We start from the raw sequence: 19,568 nt of genomic DNA on the forward strand, positions 1-19,568 counted from the left end.
GGGTGGGGCTGCCACCACGGTCTCGGTCATGCTCGCGGCATGACCGAGACCTCATCCATCACCGCATCGTCGGCCCGTGGCGACATCGGCGTTCCGCTGCTCGAGGAGACGATCGGAGCGAACTTCGAGCGCACCGTCGCCCGCCACGGAGACCGTGAGGCGCTCGTCGAGATCGCCACTGGACGACGCTGGACCTACGCCGAGCTCGACGCCGATGTCGACGCGCTCGCGGTCGGCCTCCGGAAGGTCGGCATCGGCAAGGGCGACCGAGTCGGGATCTGGGCTCCGAACTGCGCCGAGTGGACGATGGTCCAGTTCGCCACGGCCAAGATCGGCGCGATCCTGGTCAACATCAACCCCGCCTACCGGACCCATGAGCTCGCCTACGCGCTCAACCAGTCCGGGGTGCGGCTGCTGATCAGCGCGACGGAGTTCAAGACCAGCGACTACGTCTCGCTCGTCGGTGAGGTCGAGGGCGACTGCGGCGCGCTCGAGCAGACGATCTTCCTCGGTACGCCGCAGTGGGACGCGCTGCTGGCCGCCGGCCGAGACGAGCGGCTGGCCGACCACGTCGACTACCCGCTCGACCCGAACGACGCGATCAATATCCAGTACACCTCCGGGACCACGGGCTTCCCGAAGGGCGCGACGCTGTCGCACCGCAACATCTTGAACAACGGCTTCTTCGTCACCGAGGCGATCCACTTCACCGAGCAGGACCGGCTCTGCATCCCGGTGCCCTTCTACCACTGCTTCGGCATGGTGATGGCGAACCTCGGCTGCACCACCCACGGCGCGACGATGGTCATCCCCGGGCCCGGCTTCGACCCGGCCACGACACTGCAGACGGTCCAGGACGAGCGGTGCACGGCGCTGTACGGGGTGCCGACGATGTTCATCGCGATGCAGGGCGATCCCGACTTCGCCTCCTACGACCTCTCCACGCTGCGTACCGGGATCATGGCCGGCGCGCTCTGCCCGGTCGAGGTCATGAAGCGGTGCGTCAGCGAGATGCACATGAGCGAGGTCGCGATCGCGTCCGGCATGACCGAGACCTCCCCGGTCTCCTGCCAGACCCGCACCGACGACGACCTGGAGCGGCGCACCGAGACGATCGGCCAGGCGGCCCCGCACGTCGAGGTCAAGATCGTCGACCCGGCCACCGGCGAGGTGGTCCCCCGAGGCACGGCGGGCGAGTTCTGCACCCGCGGCTACTCGGTGATGCTGGGCTATTGGGACGACGATGCGAAGACAGCCGAGGCGATCGACGCCGACGGCTGGATGCACACCGGCGACCTGGCGGTCATGCGCGAGGACGGCTACTGCGTGGTCGTGGGAAGGATCAAGGACATGGTCATCCGCGGCGGCGAGAACATCTACCCCCGCGAGATCGAGGAGTTCCTCTACACCCACCCCGACATCGCCGAGGCTCAGGTCGTGGGCGTTCCCGACGAGAGGTACGGCGAGGAGCTCTGCGCCTGGATCCGGATGCGCCCCGGCGCCGACCCGTTGGACGCGGATGCCGTCCGCGCCTTCGCCAGCGGCAAGCTCGCCCACTACAAGACCCCGCGCTACGTGCTGCTGGTCGAGGAGTTCCCGATGACCGTCACCGGCAAGGTCCGCAAGATCGACATGCGAGAGCAGAGCGTCGCTCTGCTCGGTCTCTGAGCCGCGATGGACTGCTACTGGCAGCGGACCGGTCCACGCACCTTCGCCCCGACTCGGCACGTCGGTGGAGCCTGGGACCTGGACACCCAGCACATCGCCACGCTGCTCGGCGTGCTCGCGCACGAGGTCGAGCGGGACCGCGACGCCCGCCGCGACGACGGGCTCCAGATCACCCGGATCAGCTACGACATCCTCGGCACCGTCCCGCTCGAGCCGGTCGACCTCGAGGTCACCGTTCTCCGCGCCGGCCGCACGATCGAGCTCGTCGAGGCCCGCGCCTGCCACGGTGGTCGACCCGTCGTGCTCCTCCGTGCCTGGCTGACCGCCGGCTATCCGACTGCGGAGCTCGCCGGCACTCGTCACGAGCCGATGCCTGCGCCGGACGAGGTGCCCGCCTGGGACATGACGACACTGTGGGACGGGGGTTTCATCGCCTCGGTCGAGGTACGCCGCCACGACCTCGGCCCGGGGCGGGCACAGTCCTGGGTGCGCACGACGCACCCCCTCGTGGCCGATGAGGAGGTGAGCCGGCTGGCGCAGGTCGCCGGGCTGCTCGACATCACCAACGGCGTCGCCGTCCGGGTCGCTCCGAAGGACGTCAGCTTCCCCAACCTCGACCTGACAGCGCACCTGTTCCGTGCTCCGGCTCCCGGCTGGTTGGGCCTCGACACGACCGTCTCGTTCGGCCCGGAGGGCGCCGGCGTGACCACATCCGTGCTGCATGACGAGCACGGCACGTTCGGCGTCAGTACGCAGTGCCTGACCGTCCGTCCGTGACGGACGATCAGGCGCTCCGGTGACTCAGCTGCGGGGAAAGAAGTCCTCGTAGCGGTGCTCCCCCGGCGGCCGCTGGTCGACCACCTCCTGCTCGCGGGTCCGGAGCTCGACGCGCCGGATCTTGCCCGAGATCGTCTTGGGCAGGTCGAAGAACTCCAGGCGGCGCACCCGCAGGTAGGGCGGCAGGTGGTCGCGGGCGAACTCGAGGATCGCGCGGGCGGTCTCGGCGGTCGGCTCGTGGCCGGCAGTGAGGGAGACGTACGCCTTGGGGACGGCCAGTCGCACCGGGTCCGGAGCCGGCACGACCGCCGCCTCGGCCACCGCGGGGTGCTCGATCAGGACCGACTCGAGCTCGAAGGGCGAGACCTTGTAGTCGGAGGCCTTGAAGACGTCGTCCGTGCGGCCGACGTAGGTGATGTAACCGTCCTCGTCGCGGCTGGCGACGTCACCGGTGTGGAAGAAACCACCGCGCATCGCGTCGGCGGTCCGCTTCTCGTCATCGCGGTATTCGGTCATCAGCGTGGCGGGTCGCTCGGCCTGGTCGAGGCCCAGGTCAAGACACAGCTCGCCCTCACCTGGACCCTCGATCACGGTCCCCTCGACCGGGTCGACCAGTACCACCGGGACGCCCGGCAGCGGTCGTCCCATCGAACCTGACCGGACCGGCTGCCCCGGGGTGTTGGCGATCGTTGCCGTCATCTCGGTCTGTCCGAAGCCATCGCGGATGGTCAGGCCCCAGGCCTGCCGGATCTGGCTGATCACCTCGGGGTTGAGCGGCTCACCGGCGCTGATCGCCTCGCGCAGCGAGCCGCAGCCGCCGCTGAGGTCGGCCTGGATGAGCATCCGCCACACGGTCGGCGGAGCGCACATGCTGGTCACGTGCTCCTCGCGGATCCGCTGCAGCAGGGTGGCCGCCTCGAAGCGCGTGTAGTTGAGGACGAAGACGGTCGCGCCGGCCAGCCAGGGAGCGAAGAAGTTCGACCAGGCGTGCTTGGCCCAGCCGGGGCTGGAGATGTTCATGTGCACGTCGCCGGGGCGGAGCCCGAGCCAGTACATCGTCGACAGGTGGCCGACCGGGTAGGTGTAGTGGGTGTGCTCGACCAGCTTCGGGCGGCTCGTGGTGCCGCTGGTGAAGTAGAGGAGCAGCGCGTCGTCGGTGGCATTGCCGGGGTGATCGAGAGGTTCCTGGCTCTCGGCCGCTGCCGTGGCGTACCCGTTCCAGCCTTCCTGCTCCCCCACGCTGATCCGCACATAGTCACCGGCAACGCCGTCGAACTTGCCCGTGTCCTCGGCGTTGCAGACCACCGCCCGCGCCCGACCACGGGCGAGCCGGTCGATCAGCTCGGTGGTGCCGACAGCCGTCGTCGTCGGCATCAGGACGGCGCCGACCTTCATCGCCGCGAGCATCGTCTCCCACAGCTCGACCTGGTTGCCGAGCATCACGATCACGCTGTCGCCGCGGCCGACTCCGAGGCTCCCCAGGTAGCGGGCGACGGCGTCCGAGCGCCGGGCCAGCTCGTCGAAGGAGTACGCCGCCCGCGACCCGTCAGCCTCGGAGATCACCAGCGCCGGAGCATCGTTGCCCCGGGCCATCGGGTCGAACCAGTCGTGGGCGAAGTTGAAGCTCGACCCGACGTCGGGCCAGCGGAAGGTGTCGAGCGCCTCTGCGTAATCAGTGCGCTGGGCGATCAGCGTGTCCCGGGCGGTGAGCAGGGCGTCGGTCGAGGTCGATCGAGTCATGGCGGTCATCATCGTCGCCGCCCCGACCCTCGACATACCCCCGGAAGAGGGGGCCTATCGCGACAGCCCTCCGACGATGACCGTGGGCTCGATGTCGACCGGGAAGCTCACGCTGTTCGCGATGAAGCAGTCCAGATGGGCCTGGTGGTGCGCGGAGGTCGCGGCCTCGATCATGGTGGCGTCGGCGACGGTGATGACCGGGTGCAGCACCGCCCGGGTGAACCGACCGCCGGTCCCCTGGGTCTCCATGGTGGCAGTGGCGGTGTCGCGATAGTCGAGCACGACCACGCCGACCTTCACGGCCTGGTGCAGATAGGACAGCATGTGGCACTGCGCCAGTGAGGTCAGCAGCAGCTGCTCCGGATTGTGCCGGGTGGCGTCCCCGCGGAAGGTCGGGTCGGCGGAGCCGAGGATGTCGGGCAGGCCCTCGATGCGTACGACATGGTCTCGGGCGTAGTCGCGGTAACCGCTCGTCCCGGTGCCACGGTTGCCCGTCCACTCCACCGAGACCGCGTAGTCATGGGTCAGCGCCATGGGCACACGCTAGCGCGGGTGTATGCGCGGCGTCGGGCACGGTTACCGCTGCTGGGACCACAGTCGGATCAGTAGGAGGAAAACAGCATGACGCCGAACCTCACCGAACCCGCTGGGCGCACCGGGCCGTGCTGGTGGCGATCCGCCGTCGTCTACCAGGTCTACCCGCGCAGCTTCGCCGACGGGAACGGTGACGGCGTGGGTGATCTTCGCGGGATCAGGGAGCGCCTCGACCACCTCGAGTGGCTCGGGGTCGACGTGCTGTGGATCTCGCCGGTCTACCCCTCGCCGATGGCGGACAACGGCTACGACGTCAGCGACTATCACGACGTCGACCCGACGTACGGCACGCTCGCGGAGCTCGACGCGCTGATCGCCGACCTCCACGAGCGAGGGATGAAGCTGGTGATGGATCTGGTCGCGAACCACACCTCGGACGAGCATCCCTGGTTCGTGGAGTCCAGCTCGAGCCCCGAGAGCCCCAAGCGCGACTGGTACTGGTGGCGCGACGAGCCCAACAACTGGGGGTCGTTCTTCTCCGGGCCGGCCTGGACCTACAGCGAGGGTAGGGCGGCCTACTACATGCATCTGTTCACCAAGAAGCAGCCGGATCTGAACTGGGAGAACCCGGAGGTGCGGCAGGCGGTGTACGAGGTGCTGCGCTGGTGGCTCGACCGCGGCGTCGACGGCTTCCGGATGGACGTGGTGAACCTGATCTCCAAGGACCCGGAGCTTCCGGAGGCACCGGTCATGCCGGGTCAGCGCTACGGCAACATGCGGCAGTCGGTGATCGACGGGCCGCGCGTCCACGAGTTCCTCGCCGAGATGCACCGGGAGGTCTTCGACCGCTACGACCGCGACCTGCTGCTGGTCGGCGAGACCGGCGAGACGACCGTCGAGCAGGGTCGGCTCTACACCGATCCGGCACGTCGCGAGCTCGACATGGTCCTGCACTACGAGCACGTCGAGATCGATCACGGCACCTTCAAGTGGGACGTACGCCCCTTCGACCTCGGTCGGCTGCGTGATCGGCTCGCGGCCTGGCAGGAAGGCCTGGCGGACGTGGGCTGGAACAGCCTCTACTGGGACAACCACGACCAGCCGAGGATCGTGTCGCGATACGGCGACGACGACCGCTGGCGGACAGAGTCGGCCAAGCTGCTCGCCACCGTGCTGCACCTGCAGCGGGGCACGCCGTTCGTCTATCAGGGCGACGAGATCGGCATGACGAACTTTCCGTTCACCTCCATCGACCAGGTCGACGATGTGGAGGCGGTGAACTACTACCACGAGGCAGTTGCCCTGGGCGAGGATCCCGACGACGTGATGGCGTCGTTGCGGGCGATGTGCCGCGACAACGGCCGTACGCCGATGCAGTGGGACGACTCCCCCGGGGCCGGCTTCACGACCGGCACGCCGTGGCTCGCGGTCAACCCGAACCACACCGAGATCAACGTCGCCGCCCAGATCGACGACCCGGACTCGGTGCTCGCGCACTACCGCCGGCTGATCCGGCTGCGACACGAGGACCCGATCGTGGCCGACGGCGACTTCACCCTGCTGAGCGACAGCCATCCGCAGCTCTTCGCGTTCCGCCGTCGCCATGAGAGCGGTCAGCTGGTCGTGCTCGCTAACTTCAGCAGCAAGGAGGCGAACCTGGGCGAGCTCGCCGAGGAGTGCCACGGCGAGCTCCTGCTCGGGAGCGGCGGTGGCCCGGTGCTCTCACCGTGGCAGGCGCGGGTCTACCGCCGCTGAGCCCCGCGCGCTCAGTCGTCGCCGAGCAACCAGACCGCAGTGTCCGGCGGAAGCTCGGAGGCGACCGGGTCGCCGCTGCAGATCACGACATCGCCACGAGGCAACGGAGCGGGCACGCCACCGCAGTTGAGGACGGCGGTCAGCCGACCGCGACGAAAGGCGATGACGTCGTCGGGCATGTCGAGGAACGTCACCTCGTCCTCGCAGCCGTGGGCGAGGCGACGACGGGCCGCGAGCGCCGACCGGTAGAACTCCAGGGTCGAGCCCGATCGGCCGGTCTGCGCCTCCACGGTCAGGTCAGCCCACTGGACCGGCTGCGGCAGCCAGGGCTGCCCGTCGCCGGGCCCGAAACCGAAGGGCGGAGCGTCACCGCTCCAGGGCAACGGCACCCGGCAGCCGTCGCGGCCGTTCCCACCCTCCGCCCAGGGGTCCTGCTGCTGCTCCGGGGGTAGCTGCACATGGGGCAGCCCGAGCTCCTCGCCCTGGTAGAGGTACGCCGCTCCGGGAAGCGCCAACATCGTCAGGGTCGCTGCCCGGGCGCGGGCGAGCGCCTGGGCCCCGTCGCCGTAGCGCGTCCAATGGCGTACCGCGTCGTGGTTGGAGAGGACCCACGTCGGCCAGGCTTGGGAGGGACGCAGCGCCTCCAGCGTGGACACGATCGCGTCCCGGAACGCGACCGCCGACCAGGGCGACTGCAGCCACTGGAAGTTGAACGCCTGCTCGACCTCGTCGGCACGCAGGTAGCCGCGCAGGTCGGCCGGGCCATGGGTCCACGCCTCCGCGACCAGCATCCGCTCGCCGGGATAGGACGTGATGAGGTCGTGCCAGTCCCGGTAGATCTCGTGGACGTCGGGTTGGTCCCACATCGGATCGTCCTCGACGCCGAGGTCATACATCACCGCGGGGTCGGAGTTGGGTGACTCCCCGGGCGGGACATGCTGGTCGCGCAGAGCCTTGACCAGGCCGTGGGCGACGTCGACGCGGAATCCGTCGACGCCCCGGTCCAGCCACCACCTCAACACGGAGCGGAACTCCTCGGCCACCTCGGGGTTGCGCCAGTTCAGGTCCGGCTCCTCCGGGTCGAACATGTGGAGGTACCACTGTCCGTGCGTGCTTCGCGTCCACGCCGGCTGACCGAAGACGGACCGCCAGTTGGTCGGTGGCTCGTCGCCGTCGGGCCCTCGACCGTCGCGGAAGAGATAGCGATCGCGCTCCGGCGAGCCTGGCTCGGCCGCGAGCGCCTCGACGAACCACGGGTGAGACGACGAGGTGTGGTTGGGGATCAGGTCGATGATCACCTTCAGGTCCAGCCCGTGTGCCCTCCTGAGCAGCTCCTCGGCGTCCTCGAGCGTCCCGAAGAGGGGGTCGACTCCTCGGGCGTCGACGACGTCGTACCCGTAGTCGATCTGCGGTGAGGGGTAGAACGGCGAGAGCCAGATCGCATCGACCCCGAGGTCGGCCAGATGGTCGAGCCGCGAGGTGATGCCGGCCAAGTCACCGGTCCCGTCCCCGTCCGCATCGGCGAACGAGCGCGGATAGATCTGATACGTCACGGCCTCACGCCACCATGGAGCATCCACGGGATGCCGGTAACCGGATCCCGCTCAGGTCATACCGTCCCGGATCGGACCGCGGGGCGGGTACCAGCTGGAGAGGCGCTCGCCAACCACCATGGCTGTGGCCACGGCCAGGATCACGACCGGGATCTGGCTGGGCGCTGCATCACCCAGAAGGAGCACGATCAGCACCGCGCTGGTGACAGGCAACCCGGTCACCGCCGCACCAGCGGCCGTGCCGATCGCTATCCCGGACAACAGCGACATACCGGGCGCCAGGTTGCTGGCGAGCACGCCGCACGCAGCGCCCAGGAGGATGGCGGGAAACACCGGGCCGCCGCGGAAGGCGCCCAACGAGACGCCGTACGCGACAGCCTTGAACCCGATGAGTGCCACCAGCGCCCCGGTCGACCAGGCCGACGGGTCGGCGGCCAGCACCGACAGGGTGGCCTGCCCCGACAGCGCCACCTCGGCGGGCGAGTGGCCGGTAGACCAGGCGTAGGCGCAGGCCGCGCCGCCGGCGACGAGACCCGCTGTGACGGTGGACGTCACCGGCCGAGAAGCTGCTATCCGAGCGACTCGGCGTCCGACGACGAACGGCGCCCAGGTGAGCGCCGCGACGACTGCCGCCAGCAGCGGCGCCCATACGATCTCGGCCACCGACAGCCGCGCCGGCGCAAGGTCAGGGATGGCCAGCTCGCCGATCTCGAGCCCGGTCCAGCGGCCCATGCCCGTGAACAGCAGAGCACCGATGGCGCTCGACACCAGGCACGGCAGGACCACGAGCATCGCCCGCCGGCGTCCCAGATCCAGGATCTCGAGGAAGATCACCACTGCGACGAGAGGATTGCCGAAGATCGCCGACATGGCGGCAGCAGCTCCGGCCGCGGAGACGATGGTGGCTGCGCCCGGATCCCCTGCCATCCGGGTGCGGCGGACGGCGAGGAGCGCGAGGCCGCCACCGATCGCGATGAGCGGCGCCTCGGGTCCGATCACCGCGCCGCCGACGAGGCTTGCGGCCGCCGCGAGGATCGCCCCGGGCAGCATGCTCGGCTGCGCAGCGTCCCCGCCGAAGCCTGCCGCGGGCACGTGACCACCGTGACCGGGGAGATATCTGATCGTCAGGCCGACCAGCGCGCCGGCGACACCGATCGTGAGGATCGGCCACCAGCTCGGTGGCTCGGCGTACCCGAGAGCCGACGGTAGCGACTCCCACACCACGTGCTCGAGCTCGTGGACCGCGACCAGGAAGCCGAAAGCCGCCAGCGAGAGCGGGATGCCGAGCACGCCGACGACCAACAGCAGCATCACGTAGCCGCGTTCGTACAGGCCCGGGGCTGCGCCATCTGCTTCGCTGCTCATCTGCGCTGGCCCGCGCATCGATACGTCATGGTCGGATACCGGCGATCTGCTCGCTCAACGGGTCCGTGGTTCAAGGGCACTGTTCACACGCCCGAGTATCCGGTCCGATCCGCGGCCGCGTATCCCCCATAGCGAGTGAGGCCTGGCACATTCGGGCCAGGCCTCACTCGCGCGGATCAGCGATCCGCGACCCACGCCCTCAGGTCTCCCCCGTGCTGGTCGAGGGTCGGTGGTGCGGCGTGGCTGGAAGGAGTCACCTCGGCCCCGTCCGTGAAGAACCGCAGCGGCGGCCCCGGGAGGGTCAGGTGACCGAGGGTGGCGTGGTCGACGTCGATCAGGAGACCCTGACTGGCGGTCTGCTCCCAGGCGTAGACCTCGTCGAGCGAGCGGACCTTGCCGGCCGGGACACCGGCGTCGGCGAGCTTGGCGAGCAGCTCCTCGGCCGGCCAGGGCGCGAAGAGCGCCTCGACGAGCTCGACGACCTTCTCCCGGTTGGCCGCCCGCTCGGGGTTGGTGGCCATCCCCTCGAGATCGGGTGAGATGTCGAAGGCGGTGCAGAACCTGCGCCAAAGCCCCTCGCTCCCGACCGCGATCTGCACGGTCCCGTCGGCGCAGCGAAACAGGCCGTACGGCGAGATGCTCGGGTGATGGTTGCCCTGGGCGCGACCGACCTCGCCGGCGACGGTCCAGCGGGTTCCCTGGAACCCGTGGACGCCGACGACGGCGGAGAGCAGCGAGGTGCGTACGACGGTGCCGCGGCCGGTGCGCTCACGCTCGTGCAGAGCGGCGAGCACGCCGTAGGCGCCGTACATCCCGGCCAGCAGGTCTGCGATCGGGGTGCCGACCCGCTGCGGGTCGTCCGGACCCGATCCGGTGATCGACATCAGGCCGGCCTCACCCTGCGCGATCTGGTCGTAGCCGGACCGGCCGCCCTCGGGCCCGTCGTGACCGAACCCGGTGATCGAGAGCACCACGAGACGAGGGTTGCGGGCCTGGAGCTCGTCGATACCCAGACCGAGCCGATCCAGCACGCCGGTGCGGAAGTTCTCGATGAGGACGTCGGCCCGGTCGGCCAGACGTAGCAGGACGTCCTTGTCGTCGGAGTCCTTGAGGTCGAGAGTGATCGACTCCTTGTTGCGGTTGGCCGAGAGGAAGTACGTCGCCTCCCGCTGCCCCTCCTCCCCCACGAACGGCGGGCCCCAGCCCCGGGTGTCGTCGCCGTGGCCCGGTGCCTCCACCTTGATCACGCGGGCACCGAGGTCGCCCATCATCATCGCGGCGTGCGGCCCCGCCAGAGCGCGAGAGAGATCGAGGACGACGATGTCGTCGAGCGGTCCACGCATGTGCGTCACCACCCCGGAAGGACCAGGGCGGTCCAGACCAGGAGGGGCCCGACGAGCACCACGATGATGCTGTAGCCGAGGATCTGCTTGTAGTAGCGCTCCTCGGTGATGCTCTCGGGCCGGTTGGCCAGCATCAGCGCGCCGTTGGTGGAGAACGGGCTCACGTCGACGATCGTCGAGGAGATCGCCAGCGCGGACACGAACAGGGCCGCCGAGATCCCGCCTTCGGCGATCAGCGGCACCGAGATCGGGATGATGATCGGGAGCAGCGCTGTCGAGGAGGCGAACGCGGATACCACGCCGCCGACGTAGCAGAGGACGAGAGCACCGATGGCCGCGGCACCCAGGCCGGCAGCCCAGTTCCCCACGAACTCCGGCGATCCGGCGGTGTTGAGGATCGTGGCGTACGTCGACACGCCCGCGACCAGCAGGACGGTCGGCCAGGCGATCTGGCGGATCGCGTCCTTGTGCTGGCTCGGCGAGAGGGCCGCCAGCACGGTCGCGGCGGTGATCGAGGCGAAGCCGATGTTCTTGTCGAAGAACAGGGCGATCGCGGCGACGATCACGAAGGCGACCAGGGTCAGCACCTGCTCGGTGCGGATCCCGGGCTTGGTCCCGGTGGGGGCGACAGTGCCCAGGCCGCGCGCGGGGACGGTGACGCCACCCTCGTTCAGCTCACCCGGGATGCCGGCGGCGGCGTTGGCCGCCTCGTCGGGGTCGAGCCGCATGCTCATCAGCGCACGTCCGCCGAGGGCGAAGAACAGGATCGTCGCCATGATCAGGTTGACGACCAGGCTGGTCACGAAGACCGTCATCTCGCTGGCCGGCAGGCCGTTCTCGACCATGACCGAGTTGGTGATCGTGCCGTAGATGCTGATCGGCGAGAAGCCACCACCCTGGGCGCCGTGCACGACGAACATGCCCATCATCAGCGGGTTGATCTTGTAGCGGCCCGCGAACCCGAGCGCCACCGGCCCGATGATCGCGCAGGCCGCCGGGCTCGCGGCCCCCATGGCGGTCAGCAGCGCGGTCACGCCGAACATCACCCACGGGATGAGCGCGACCCTGCCTCCCACCGCACGGACGGCACTGCTGACGATCAGGTCGACCGTGCCGTTGTTCCTCGCGATCGCGAACAGATACGTGACGCCTATCAGCGTCAGGATCAGGTCGGCGCTGACCCCGGCAAGGATCTCCTTCTCGGAGAGGTCCAGCGCGAACATCCCGACCAGCCACGCTGCCACATAGGCCAACGCTCCCATGTTGATCGGCAGCAACGTGCCGGCCACGAACAAGGCGACCAACGCGATGATCGCCACCCATTCCGGTCCCATCGGACTTCCCTCCTGTTTGGCCCCCAACTGACATCTGTGACTCGGATCACAGACGGCTCAGTGGCCTAGCCAATAGGACAATGGCCGGAACGTCAATACCCTGTAGCCATGAGTGAGTCCGCGCGCTTTCCACGTCCGCTGCAGCGAACCCGCCTCTACGAGCAGGTCGCGGAGCAGATCACCGCCTGGATCTCGGAGAACGATCTGAAGGCCGGCGACCGATTGCCGCCGGAGAGACAGCTCGCCACCAGCCTCGGCGTCAGCCGCGCGACGCTCAGCCAGGCTCTCGTCGCCCTCGAGGTGATCGGGGTCGTCGCGGTGCGGCACGGCGACGGGACCGTGCTCACCGACAGGCCACGGGCCGAGCGCATCACCGATGCGATCCGGGCCCACGCGGAGCGGATCCCGGACGTCATCGAGGCGCGGGACGCACTGGAGACCAAGATCGCCGCCCTGGCGGCGCAGCGGCGTACGCAGGAGGACCTCGACCGGATCGAGGCGGCGCTGCGGGCGATGGCGGACGACATCGACGGCGGCGGCCGCGGTGTCCACGGTGATGAGCTCTTCCACCGCGCGGTCACCGAGGCCGCCCACTCTCCCCTGCTCGAGCAGATGATGTCCGAGATCAGCGAGCTGATCCGGGAGACCCGGATCGAGTCGCTCTCCCAGCCCGATCGCCCCCGGACCTCGCTCGCCGGCCACCAGAAGATCGCCGACGCGATCGCCGCGGGCGATGCCGCGGCCGCCTCGGCGGCGATGCACGGCCACGTCATGCTGGTCAGCGACGTCGCGCTGCTCCGCGACTGATGAGCGAGCGCAAGCGAGCGGTAGTGACGCTCATGCCGCCGCTTCCGTATTCTTTGTCCTCCTCGACGGAGGCGGCGGCATGACCTGGGTCGAGCAGCTCGCGGTGCTCGCCGCGGGCCTGGGTGCCGGCATCCTCACCTCCACGGTGGGCGTCGCCTCCCTGCTCAGCTTTCCCGTGCTGGTCGCGGTCGGCCTGCCCCCAGTCGTGGCCAACACGTCCAACACGGTCGGGATGACCCCGGCCGGCCTCAGCGGCTCCTTCGGCTACCGACGGGAGCTGGCCGAGCATCCGCGGGTCACCGCCGCCGTGCTGATCACGGCAGCTGCCGGAAGCGTCGCCGGGTCGTTGCTGCTGCTGTGGCTGCCGGGATCGGTCTTCGAGGCGGTCGTGCCGTGGCTGATCCTGGGCACCTGCATACTCGTGGGAGTGCAGCCTCGGCTGAGCCGGTTCCTGCGCCAGCACGCCACCGACGACGCGCCGCGGGTGCAGGTCTCCGGGACCACCGCGGTGTTCGCGACGCTGACCGGCGCCTACGGCGGCTACTTCGGCGCCGGCTCCGGGGTGATGATGATGGCCGTGCTCGGGTTCGGGACCGACCTGGAGTTCCGCACCGTCAACGCTCTCAAGACGTTCGCCGTGATGGCCTCGAACGTGGTCGCGACCGTCATCTTCGTGGCGATCGCCGACCTCGACTGGCTCGCGGTCGGCCTGCTCGCCGCGGGCTCGGTCGTGGGCGGGTACGTCGGCTCGCACATCGGCCGCCGGTTGCCCGCCACCGTCCTGCGTACGCTGATCGTGGTCGTCGGGATCGGCGCGGCGACGCTCATGCTGGTGCGCTGATTCGCGGCAGCCTCCGCCGGGTCAGAACGGCGGCCTTCCGGTCCCGGACACCCGGAACCGTCCCCAGGGGTCGACGTCGGAGAGCCGTCCTTCGGCTTCGCCGTGGGCGGTGTGGACGGTGACCGTCTGGCCGCTGCGTACGCCTTCGACGCCGGCGCCGACCCGTCCGTACCAGTGGAACCGGCCGTCGATCGGCTGGAAGGCGCCGCGAAGGGCGACCTCGACCTCCCAGGTGCCGTGCTCGGAATCGAGGCGCGCGGGACCGTCGTAGAGGTGCTGGGGCTCGTGCTCGCTCATCGGGGGCTCTTTCGCAGCGGGGTGACGATCTCGGGACGGTCCAGCGCGCTCAGGTCAACGCCGTACTCTGCGGTGGTGCCCGCCAGCGCGTGCCAGACGAGCTCGCTGAGATAGCGGGTGAACGTGGCTCGCGACATGGTGCGCCGCTCGAGCCACCACTGGCCTGCGGACTCGCCGATCCCGACGAAGCTGTGTGCCCAGGGCTCGGCGCCGGCCGCGTCGACGCCGAGCCGACCGAAGGTGTCGCCGAGCAGGCGCGCGAAGGTCGCGGCGATCACCTGCTTGCCGTCGGCGAGCGGGTCGGTGCCCCCGGTGTGCTGGCGCACCAGGAGCAGATAGACGTTCGGGTGCTCGGCGATGGTCTCGACGTACGCCGCGACCCCTGCCTCGACCCGTTGACGGGTCGGCGCCGGCGCGAGCACCGCCTCGACCACGGCATCGAGGATCTGCTGCGCTGCCCACATCCCCACTGCGGCGTGCAGCTCGGCCTTGTCGGCGAAGTAGCGGTAGAGCACCGGCTTGCTGACCCCGGCCTCCGCGGCGATGTCGGCGATCGAGACCTCGGTCCCGGCCGAGTCGACGGCGCGTACGGCTGCCGCCACCAGCTCCGCCCGCCTGGTCTCGCGGTGGGCGTCCCAGCGCGAGGAGCGGCCGTCGTCCTTGACCTTCCGTGTCATGTCCTGCACTCTAGCAATTACCCGTAACTCTGGGTAACACCTAGTTCGACAGCTCAGCCAGGGAGTAGAAATGACCATCGCCGATCCGACCTCCGACCGGCTCCTGCGCTCCACCGCACGTCAGTCCTACGACCCGGAGGTCGACCTCGACTGGGACGCCGCGCCCGTCGAGGGACTGTGGTGGATGCAGCCCGAGCGCGTCTCTCTCTACGGCACCCAGACCTGGGACCGGCTCAGCCAGGAGCAGCAGATCGAGCTCTCCCGGCACGAGGTGGCCAGCATCATGAGTGTCGGGCTGTGGTTCGAGGTGCTGCTGATGCAGCTGCTGCTTCGCGAGGTCTACGGAGCGGACCCGCGCACGGCGCGGACCCAGTACGCGCTGACCGAGATCGGCGACGAGACCCGCCACTCGGTGATGTTCGGCCGCGCGATCGCGGCGATGGGGGCACCGGCGTACGGCCCTCGGCCCGCCGTGCTTCGTATCGGAAAGCTCGCCCCGCTGCTGCGCGGCCCCAGCGTCTTCTCCGCGACCCTCGTCGGCGAGGAGCCGCTCGACCGGTGGCAGCGCGAGCTGATGAAGGACGAACGCTGCCAGCCGCTGACCCGGATGGCCTCCCGCATCCACGTCACCGAGGAGGCCCGCCACGTCACCTTCGCCCGCGAGGAGCTCGCCGCGGCGATGTCGCAGAAGATCGGGCGTACGCAGCTCCGGCTGCACCAGAACCTCACCGCCCGCTCGGCCTACGTGATGGCGCGCTCGCTGGTCCACCCGGACTGCTACGCGGCCGTCGGGCTCGATCCGATGGAGGCCCGCCGCGAGGCGCTCGGCAACGAGCACTACCGCGAGACCCTGTCCTGGATGGGCGAGAAGATGATGCCCTATCTCGTCGAGCACGGGATGGTCTCGGAGAAGGACCGCAAGATCTGGCGGGCCTCGTTCCTGGTGCCGCGCGACTGACGGGATCCGTCAGAGCACGGCGAGGCGGTCGACGAGCAGCTCGACCCTCTGCTCGGCGTCCTCCGGAAGCAGCCGTCTCGACCGGGTGAGAGTCGCCACCCCGTGCAGGGATGCCCAGAACACCTCGGTGAACAGCCCGGGGGCGACACCCTCGCCGGCGACCTCCCCCAGAGTCTCCATCAGTGCGGCGAACGCGTCCTTCAGTGGTTCCGGTGTGTCCTCCTGCGCATATGCCAACCCGCCGTCGAGCTGGAACAGAGCGTCGTAGACCGCCGGGTTGCGCTCGGCGAAGTCCAGATAGGCACGCGCCAGGGAGGCGACCCGCTCGCGCGCGGTGCTCGCGGCTGCCGTCGCCGAGCGCATCGCCGTGGCCATCTCGGTGGCGCCCTCGAGGGCGACGGCGCCGATGATCTCGCGCTTGCCACGGAAGTGGCTGTAGAGGACTGGCTGGCTGTACTCGATGCTCTCCGCGAGGCGGCGCGTGGTCACCGCATCCCACCCCTGCTGCTCGGCGAGCTCGCGGGCCGTCGCCACGATGAGCCGTTCACGGTCCGCTCGTTCGCGCTGCTTGCGCTCCTGTACCGACATGAGTCGATCCTAGCACCGCTAGACATTCGAGCAACGAAACCGCTAGCGTTGCACTTAGTTCTAGCAATGCTAGTTTTCTGAAATGGAGTGCAATGTACAACTCACTCGAGGTCGTCACCACCGTCGTTGTCGGCGTGATGGTGGGGGTCGAATTCTCAGTCGCCTTCATCATGAGCCGGATCCTCAATGCGCTCCCGGAGGACAGCGCCCAGCTCGGCCACGCTCACGGAGGCCGGATGCTCGGCGCCGTGATGCCGGTCTGGTACATCGGCTCGGTCGTCCTCGCAGGCATCTGGGCTGTCGCCGGGTGGCAACACCGCGGCACCGGCCTCGTCATCGCCGCCGCCGCGCTTCTGATCCTCAGCGTGCTCATGTCGGTCCTGCTGCTTGTTCCGATCAACAACCGGAACAAGGCGTGGACCCCCGGGAACCGGCCGGCGGACTGGAGGGAGCAGCTGAACCGCTGGGAGCGCTGGCACTACGTCCGCGTCGCCGTCCTCATCGCCGCCTTCGCCCTGTTGGTCGCTGCCCTCACCTGAGTCCACCGCCTACCCGTCGGGTCGTGAAGCGGTCCGGCACCCACCCCATGCCGAACGTCACAAGGAGAAGCACCATGTCATTGAGGAAGATCAACACCGTCCTGGCCTCGATCGTCATCCTGTTCGTGTTCTACCTCGGGTTGTCGTTCATCCTGATCCCCGAGTCGTCCGCTCCGGGCGTCGGACTGCCGACCTGGCCCGAGGGCGACGGCGGCGGCTTCCTGGTGATGAAGGGGATCCGCGAGTTCTCGATGGGCCTGGTGCTCGCCATCCTCCTGTTGACGGGCCACCGTCGCGCGCTGGGCCTGGTGCTGCTGATGGAGGCCGTCGCTCCGTTCGGCGACATGATCAACGTCTTGACCCACGACGGATCTGTCGTTGCTGCCCTTGCCATTCACGGGCTGACCGCGGTGGTGATCGCCATCAACGGCCTGCTGATCCTTCGGGAGACCCGCGGCATCGACGAGCCGGCAGCCATCGCCCCCGCCGCGCAGCCGCAAGCGGCGTAGCGGAGATCAGCCGGCGGCGCTCATGCGCCATCCAGGGTCTCGGACCCGCCGACGACGAGGGTGAGCTCGACCTCGACGTCAGCGAGGCCCTCGGCATCGAAGGCCGCCCGTAGGTCATCGCCCTCGGGACCAGGCGGGGTGCCGATCACCACCACGTGGAGCGAGCTCCCCCGGAGGAACACGTCCGACACCTGCCAGCCCTTGGCCGCAGCCCAGGAGGTGGCGATCGGTTCGGCCTGGCTGACCAGTCGCTGCTCCTGCAGCACGCGGACGCTGCCGGCCGCGAGCGGGACAGCTACCAGGACGAGGGAGGCGGCCACGGTGACGAGGGACCTCCCGCGCAGCCGACCGACCGTCACATCGGCGAGGTCGGCCTCGGCGGCGACATGACGGATACCTGCCGCGATCATCACCACCGTCCCGGTGGCGATGATCGCGGCCACGTTGGTGCCGAAGAGGAGCAGGGCGCCGACCGCCTCGCCGGCCTCCCCCGACTCGAGAGTGAGACCGACGACCGCGAGCGGCGGGACCAGCGAGATCGCGATTGCCACCCCAGGCAGCGTGTCGGAGACATCCGCCCGGACCAGGGCGAACGCGCCGACCATGCCGGTGGCGACCGCGGCGAGCAGGTCGATCAGCCGCGGACTCACCCGGCCGGAGACCTGGCTGTTGGTGGCGGCGACGACGTCGACCTGCACGGTCAGCCCGATCAGGAATCCGATGGCGACGACCGCAGTCGCTGCCCCCAGCACCAGGGCGATGTTCGTCGCCAGCTGACGACGGTCGGCGAGGACGAGCGCCAGCGCCGTGCCGAGGATCGGGGTCATCAACGGCGCCACGATCATCGCCCCGATGACCGTCGCCGTCGAGTCGGCAACCACCCCTGCAGAGGCGATGACACCTGCCAGCACGAGCAGCACCCAGAAAGCGGTGAGATTGCGTTTCCGGTCGCCCAGGGTGAGGAACAGTCGTTCGGTGATACGCGCGACGTCAGTCGTCGTCACGGCAAGGGTGCCACTCATGGACGAAGGATCGGGTCCCCTCGGCCGTCGCGGCTCCCCCGGAGCAGGTGATCTTCGACGTCAGCGGAAGGCGGCCTCGCCCGTCAGCGCCTGCCCGATGATGAGCTGGTGGACCTCGCTGGTGCCCTCATAGGTCAGGACCGACTCGAGGTTGTTGGCGTGGCGCATGATCGGGTATTCGAGGGTGACGCCGGCGGCCGCGAGGATGGTGCGGCACTCGCGGGCGATCGCGATCGCCTCACGGACGTTGTTGAGCTTGCCGAGCGAGATCTGCTCGGGGCGGAGCGTGCCCTCGTCCTTGAGCCGCCCCAGCTGCAGCGCGAGCAGCATCGACTTGCCGAGCTCGAGAGTCATGTCGGCGAGCTTGGTCTGGGTGATCTGGAAGCCGGCCAGCGGTTTGTCGTAGATCTCCCGGGAGGCTGCGTACGCGATGGCGGACTCGAGGCAGTCACGGGCCGCGCCGACAGCGCCGAAGACGATGCCGTACCGGGCTTCGTTGAGGCAGGACAGCGGACCCTTCAGGCCCCTGACCTCAGGGAACGCGGCGGAACCCGGAAGGCGTACGTCGTCGAGGACGATCTCGCCGGTGACCGAGGCGCGCAGCGACAGCTTCTGCTTGATCACCGGCGCCGAGAAGCCCGGGGTGTCGGTCGGGACCACGAAGCCACGGATCCCCTTACCGTTCTCCCCCTCGTCGGTCTGCGCCCACACCACCGCGACGTCGGCGACCGGTGCGTTGGTGATCCACATCTTGGTGCCGGACAGGATCCAGTCACTGTTCTCGTCTCCCGGGGCATCCCTTCGGGCACGCGTACGCATCCCGGCCGGATTGGAGCCGAAGTCGGGCTCGGTCAGACCGAAGCAGCCGATCGCCTCCCCGGCGGCCATCCGCGGCAGCCATTCCTGCTTCTGCTCCTCGCTCCCCCACTTCCAGATCGCGAACATCGCCAACGACCCCTGCACGGAGACGAGCGAGCGGATGCCGGAGTCGGCCGCCTCGAGCTCCATGCAGGCCAGGCCGTACGCGGTGGCGCTGGTCCCCGCGCAGCCGTAGCCCTCCAGGTGCATCCCGAGGACGCCCAGCCTGCCGAGCTCGGGGGCCAGCTCGCGGACCGGGACGTCGCCGGCCTCGAACCAGTCGGCGAGGTGTGGCTTGATCTCCTTCTCCGCGAAGGTCCTCACCGTGTCGCGGATCGCACGGTCCTCCTCGCCGATGAGTGCCTCGGTGGCGAAGAGCTCGAGCGGGGTCTGGGGCATGGGG

General features: G+C 69.3%; 19 protein-coding genes. 8 read left to right on the forward strand and 11 right to left on the reverse strand.

The genetic code is table 11. The features are described 5' to 3' along the window. The first annotated feature begins 39 nt into the window (after window positions 1–39). Together IEY84_RS18425 and IEY84_RS18430 are read left to right on the forward strand one after the other, a co-directional pair. Complete coding sequence (locus IEY84_RS18425; RefSeq protein ID WP_189129313.1) at window positions 40–1,668, forward strand: AMP-binding protein; 1,629 nt, start codon at window positions 40–42, stop codon at window positions 1,666–1,668. A gap of 6 nt (window positions 1,669–1,674) precedes the next feature. Continuing rightward, window positions 1,675–2,445, forward strand: coding sequence for a thioesterase family protein (locus IEY84_RS18430; RefSeq protein WP_183548775.1), 771 nt, complete (start codon window positions 1,675–1,677; stop codon window positions 2,443–2,445). A 24-nt stretch (window positions 2,446–2,469) separates the two neighbouring features. Here IEY84_RS18430 and IEY84_RS18435 read toward each other — a convergent pair whose 3' ends face one another. Together IEY84_RS18435 and IEY84_RS18440 are read right to left on the reverse strand one after the other, a co-directional pair. Beyond that, window positions 2,470–4,185: an AMP-binding protein gene (locus tag IEY84_RS18435; RefSeq protein WP_183548774.1), complete on the reverse strand. Its 1,716-nt coding sequence runs from the start codon at window positions 4,183–4,185 to the stop codon at window positions 2,470–2,472. Between the two features lie 54 nt (window positions 4,186–4,239). Then, window positions 4,240–4,719 carry an OsmC family protein gene (locus tag IEY84_RS18440; protein WP_183548772.1) on the reverse strand — a complete coding sequence of 160 codons (480 nt, stop codon included), beginning with the start codon at window positions 4,717–4,719 and terminating at the stop codon, window positions 4,240–4,242. An 87-nt stretch (window positions 4,720–4,806) separates the two neighbouring features. Between IEY84_RS18440 and IEY84_RS18445 the strand changes: the two genes are divergently transcribed. Further along, on the forward strand, window positions 4,807–6,474 hold the full coding sequence (locus tag IEY84_RS18445; protein WP_183548770.1) for an alpha-glucosidase: 1,668 nt from the start codon (window positions 4,807–4,809) through the stop codon (window positions 6,472–6,474). Window positions 6,475–6,485: 11 nt separating this feature from the next. Here the strand turns inward: IEY84_RS18445 and IEY84_RS18450 are convergent, their stop codons facing one another. The 4 genes from IEY84_RS18450 to IEY84_RS18465 form a co-directional block, all read right to left on the reverse strand. Continuing rightward, complete coding sequence (locus tag IEY84_RS18450; RefSeq protein WP_229788815.1) at window positions 6,486–8,027, reverse strand: glycoside hydrolase family 13 protein; 1,542 nt, start codon at window positions 8,025–8,027, stop codon at window positions 6,486–6,488. A 51-nt stretch (window positions 8,028–8,078) separates the two neighbouring features. Then, the gene (locus IEY84_RS18455; protein ID WP_183548766.1) at window positions 8,079–9,392 is read right to left on the reverse strand and encodes a chloride channel protein; all 1,314 of its coding nucleotides are present in this window, start codon (window positions 9,390–9,392) and stop codon (window positions 8,079–8,081) included. 176 nt (window positions 9,393–9,568) lie between these two features. Further along, window positions 9,569–10,735 (reverse strand): CaiB/BaiF CoA transferase family protein, encoded by a 1,167-nt coding sequence (locus IEY84_RS18460; RefSeq protein ID WP_183548764.1) that lies wholly within the window; start codon window positions 10,733–10,735, stop codon window positions 9,569–9,571. A gap of 5 nt (window positions 10,736–10,740) precedes the next feature. Further along, window positions 10,741–12,069, reverse strand: a complete 1,329-nt coding sequence (locus IEY84_RS18465) for an SLC13 family permease (RefSeq protein WP_183548762.1) — start codon at window positions 12,067–12,069, stop codon at window positions 10,741–10,743. Window positions 12,070–12,177: 108 nt separating this feature from the next. Between IEY84_RS18465 and IEY84_RS18470 the strand changes: the two genes are divergently transcribed. Continuing rightward, complete coding sequence (locus tag IEY84_RS18470) at window positions 12,178–12,876, forward strand: FadR/GntR family transcriptional regulator (protein ID WP_183548760.1); 699 nt, start codon at window positions 12,178–12,180, stop codon at window positions 12,874–12,876. Window positions 12,877–12,955: 79 nt separating this feature from the next. Continuing rightward, entirely contained in the window at window positions 12,956–13,717 is a 762-nt protein-coding gene (locus IEY84_RS18475) for a sulfite exporter TauE/SafE family protein (RefSeq protein ID WP_183548758.1), read from the forward strand. Window positions 13,718–13,738: 21 nt separating this feature from the next. Here IEY84_RS18475 and IEY84_RS18480 read toward each other — a convergent pair whose 3' ends face one another. Then, the gene (locus tag IEY84_RS18480; protein WP_183548756.1) at window positions 13,739–14,014 is read right to left on the reverse strand and encodes a DUF4873 domain-containing protein; all 276 of its coding nucleotides are present in this window, start codon (window positions 14,012–14,014) and stop codon (window positions 13,739–13,741) included. Continuing rightward, window positions 14,011–14,691, reverse strand: a complete 681-nt coding sequence (locus IEY84_RS18485; protein ID WP_183548754.1) for a TetR/AcrR family transcriptional regulator — start codon at window positions 14,689–14,691, stop codon at window positions 14,011–14,013. Before IEY84_RS18485 ends, IEY84_RS18480 begins: the two co-directional genes overlap by 4 nt. A 70-nt stretch (window positions 14,692–14,761) precedes the next feature. Here IEY84_RS18485 and IEY84_RS18490 point away from each other — a divergent pair, with 70 nt between their 5' ends. Continuing rightward, a complete protein-coding gene (locus IEY84_RS18490) occupies window positions 14,762–15,649 on the forward strand; it encodes an AurF N-oxygenase family protein (protein ID WP_183548752.1) in 888 nt (295 codons plus the stop codon). A 9-nt stretch (window positions 15,650–15,658) separates the two neighbouring features. Here the strand turns inward: IEY84_RS18490 and IEY84_RS18495 are convergent, their stop codons facing one another. Next, window positions 15,659–16,237, reverse strand: coding sequence for a TetR/AcrR family transcriptional regulator (locus tag IEY84_RS18495; RefSeq protein WP_183548750.1), 579 nt, complete (start codon window positions 16,235–16,237; stop codon window positions 15,659–15,661). Between the two features lie 92 nt (window positions 16,238–16,329). On the opposite strand from IEY84_RS18495, the gene IEY84_RS18500 reads away from it, so the two are divergent. Both IEY84_RS18500 and IEY84_RS18505 read left to right on the forward strand, forming a co-directional pair. Then, window positions 16,330–16,776, forward strand: coding sequence for an anthrone oxygenase family protein (locus tag IEY84_RS18500; RefSeq protein ID WP_183548748.1), 447 nt, complete (start codon window positions 16,330–16,332; stop codon window positions 16,774–16,776). A gap of 74 nt (window positions 16,777–16,850) precedes the next feature. Further along, the gene (locus IEY84_RS18505) at window positions 16,851–17,285 is read left to right on the forward strand and encodes a DUF4267 domain-containing protein (protein WP_183548746.1); all 435 of its coding nucleotides are present in this window, start codon (window positions 16,851–16,853) and stop codon (window positions 17,283–17,285) included. 20 nt (window positions 17,286–17,305) lie between these two features. Here the strand turns inward: IEY84_RS18505 and IEY84_RS18510 are convergent, their stop codons facing one another. Both IEY84_RS18510 and IEY84_RS18515 read right to left on the reverse strand, forming a co-directional pair. After that, a complete protein-coding gene (locus IEY84_RS18510) occupies window positions 17,306–18,307 on the reverse strand; it encodes a DUF389 domain-containing protein (protein ID WP_183548744.1) in 1,002 nt (333 codons plus the stop codon). Window positions 18,308–18,367: 60 nt separating this feature from the next. Continuing rightward, window positions 18,368–19,564, reverse strand: coding sequence for an acyl-CoA dehydrogenase family protein (locus IEY84_RS18515; RefSeq protein ID WP_183548742.1), 1,197 nt, complete (start codon window positions 19,562–19,564; stop codon window positions 18,368–18,370). Window positions 19,565–19,568: the final 4 nt, after the last annotated feature.

It is taken from the genome of Nocardioides albus (assembly GCF_014648255.1).
Lineage (GTDB): Bacteria > Actinomycetota > Actinomycetes > Propionibacteriales > Nocardioidaceae > Nocardioides > Nocardioides albus.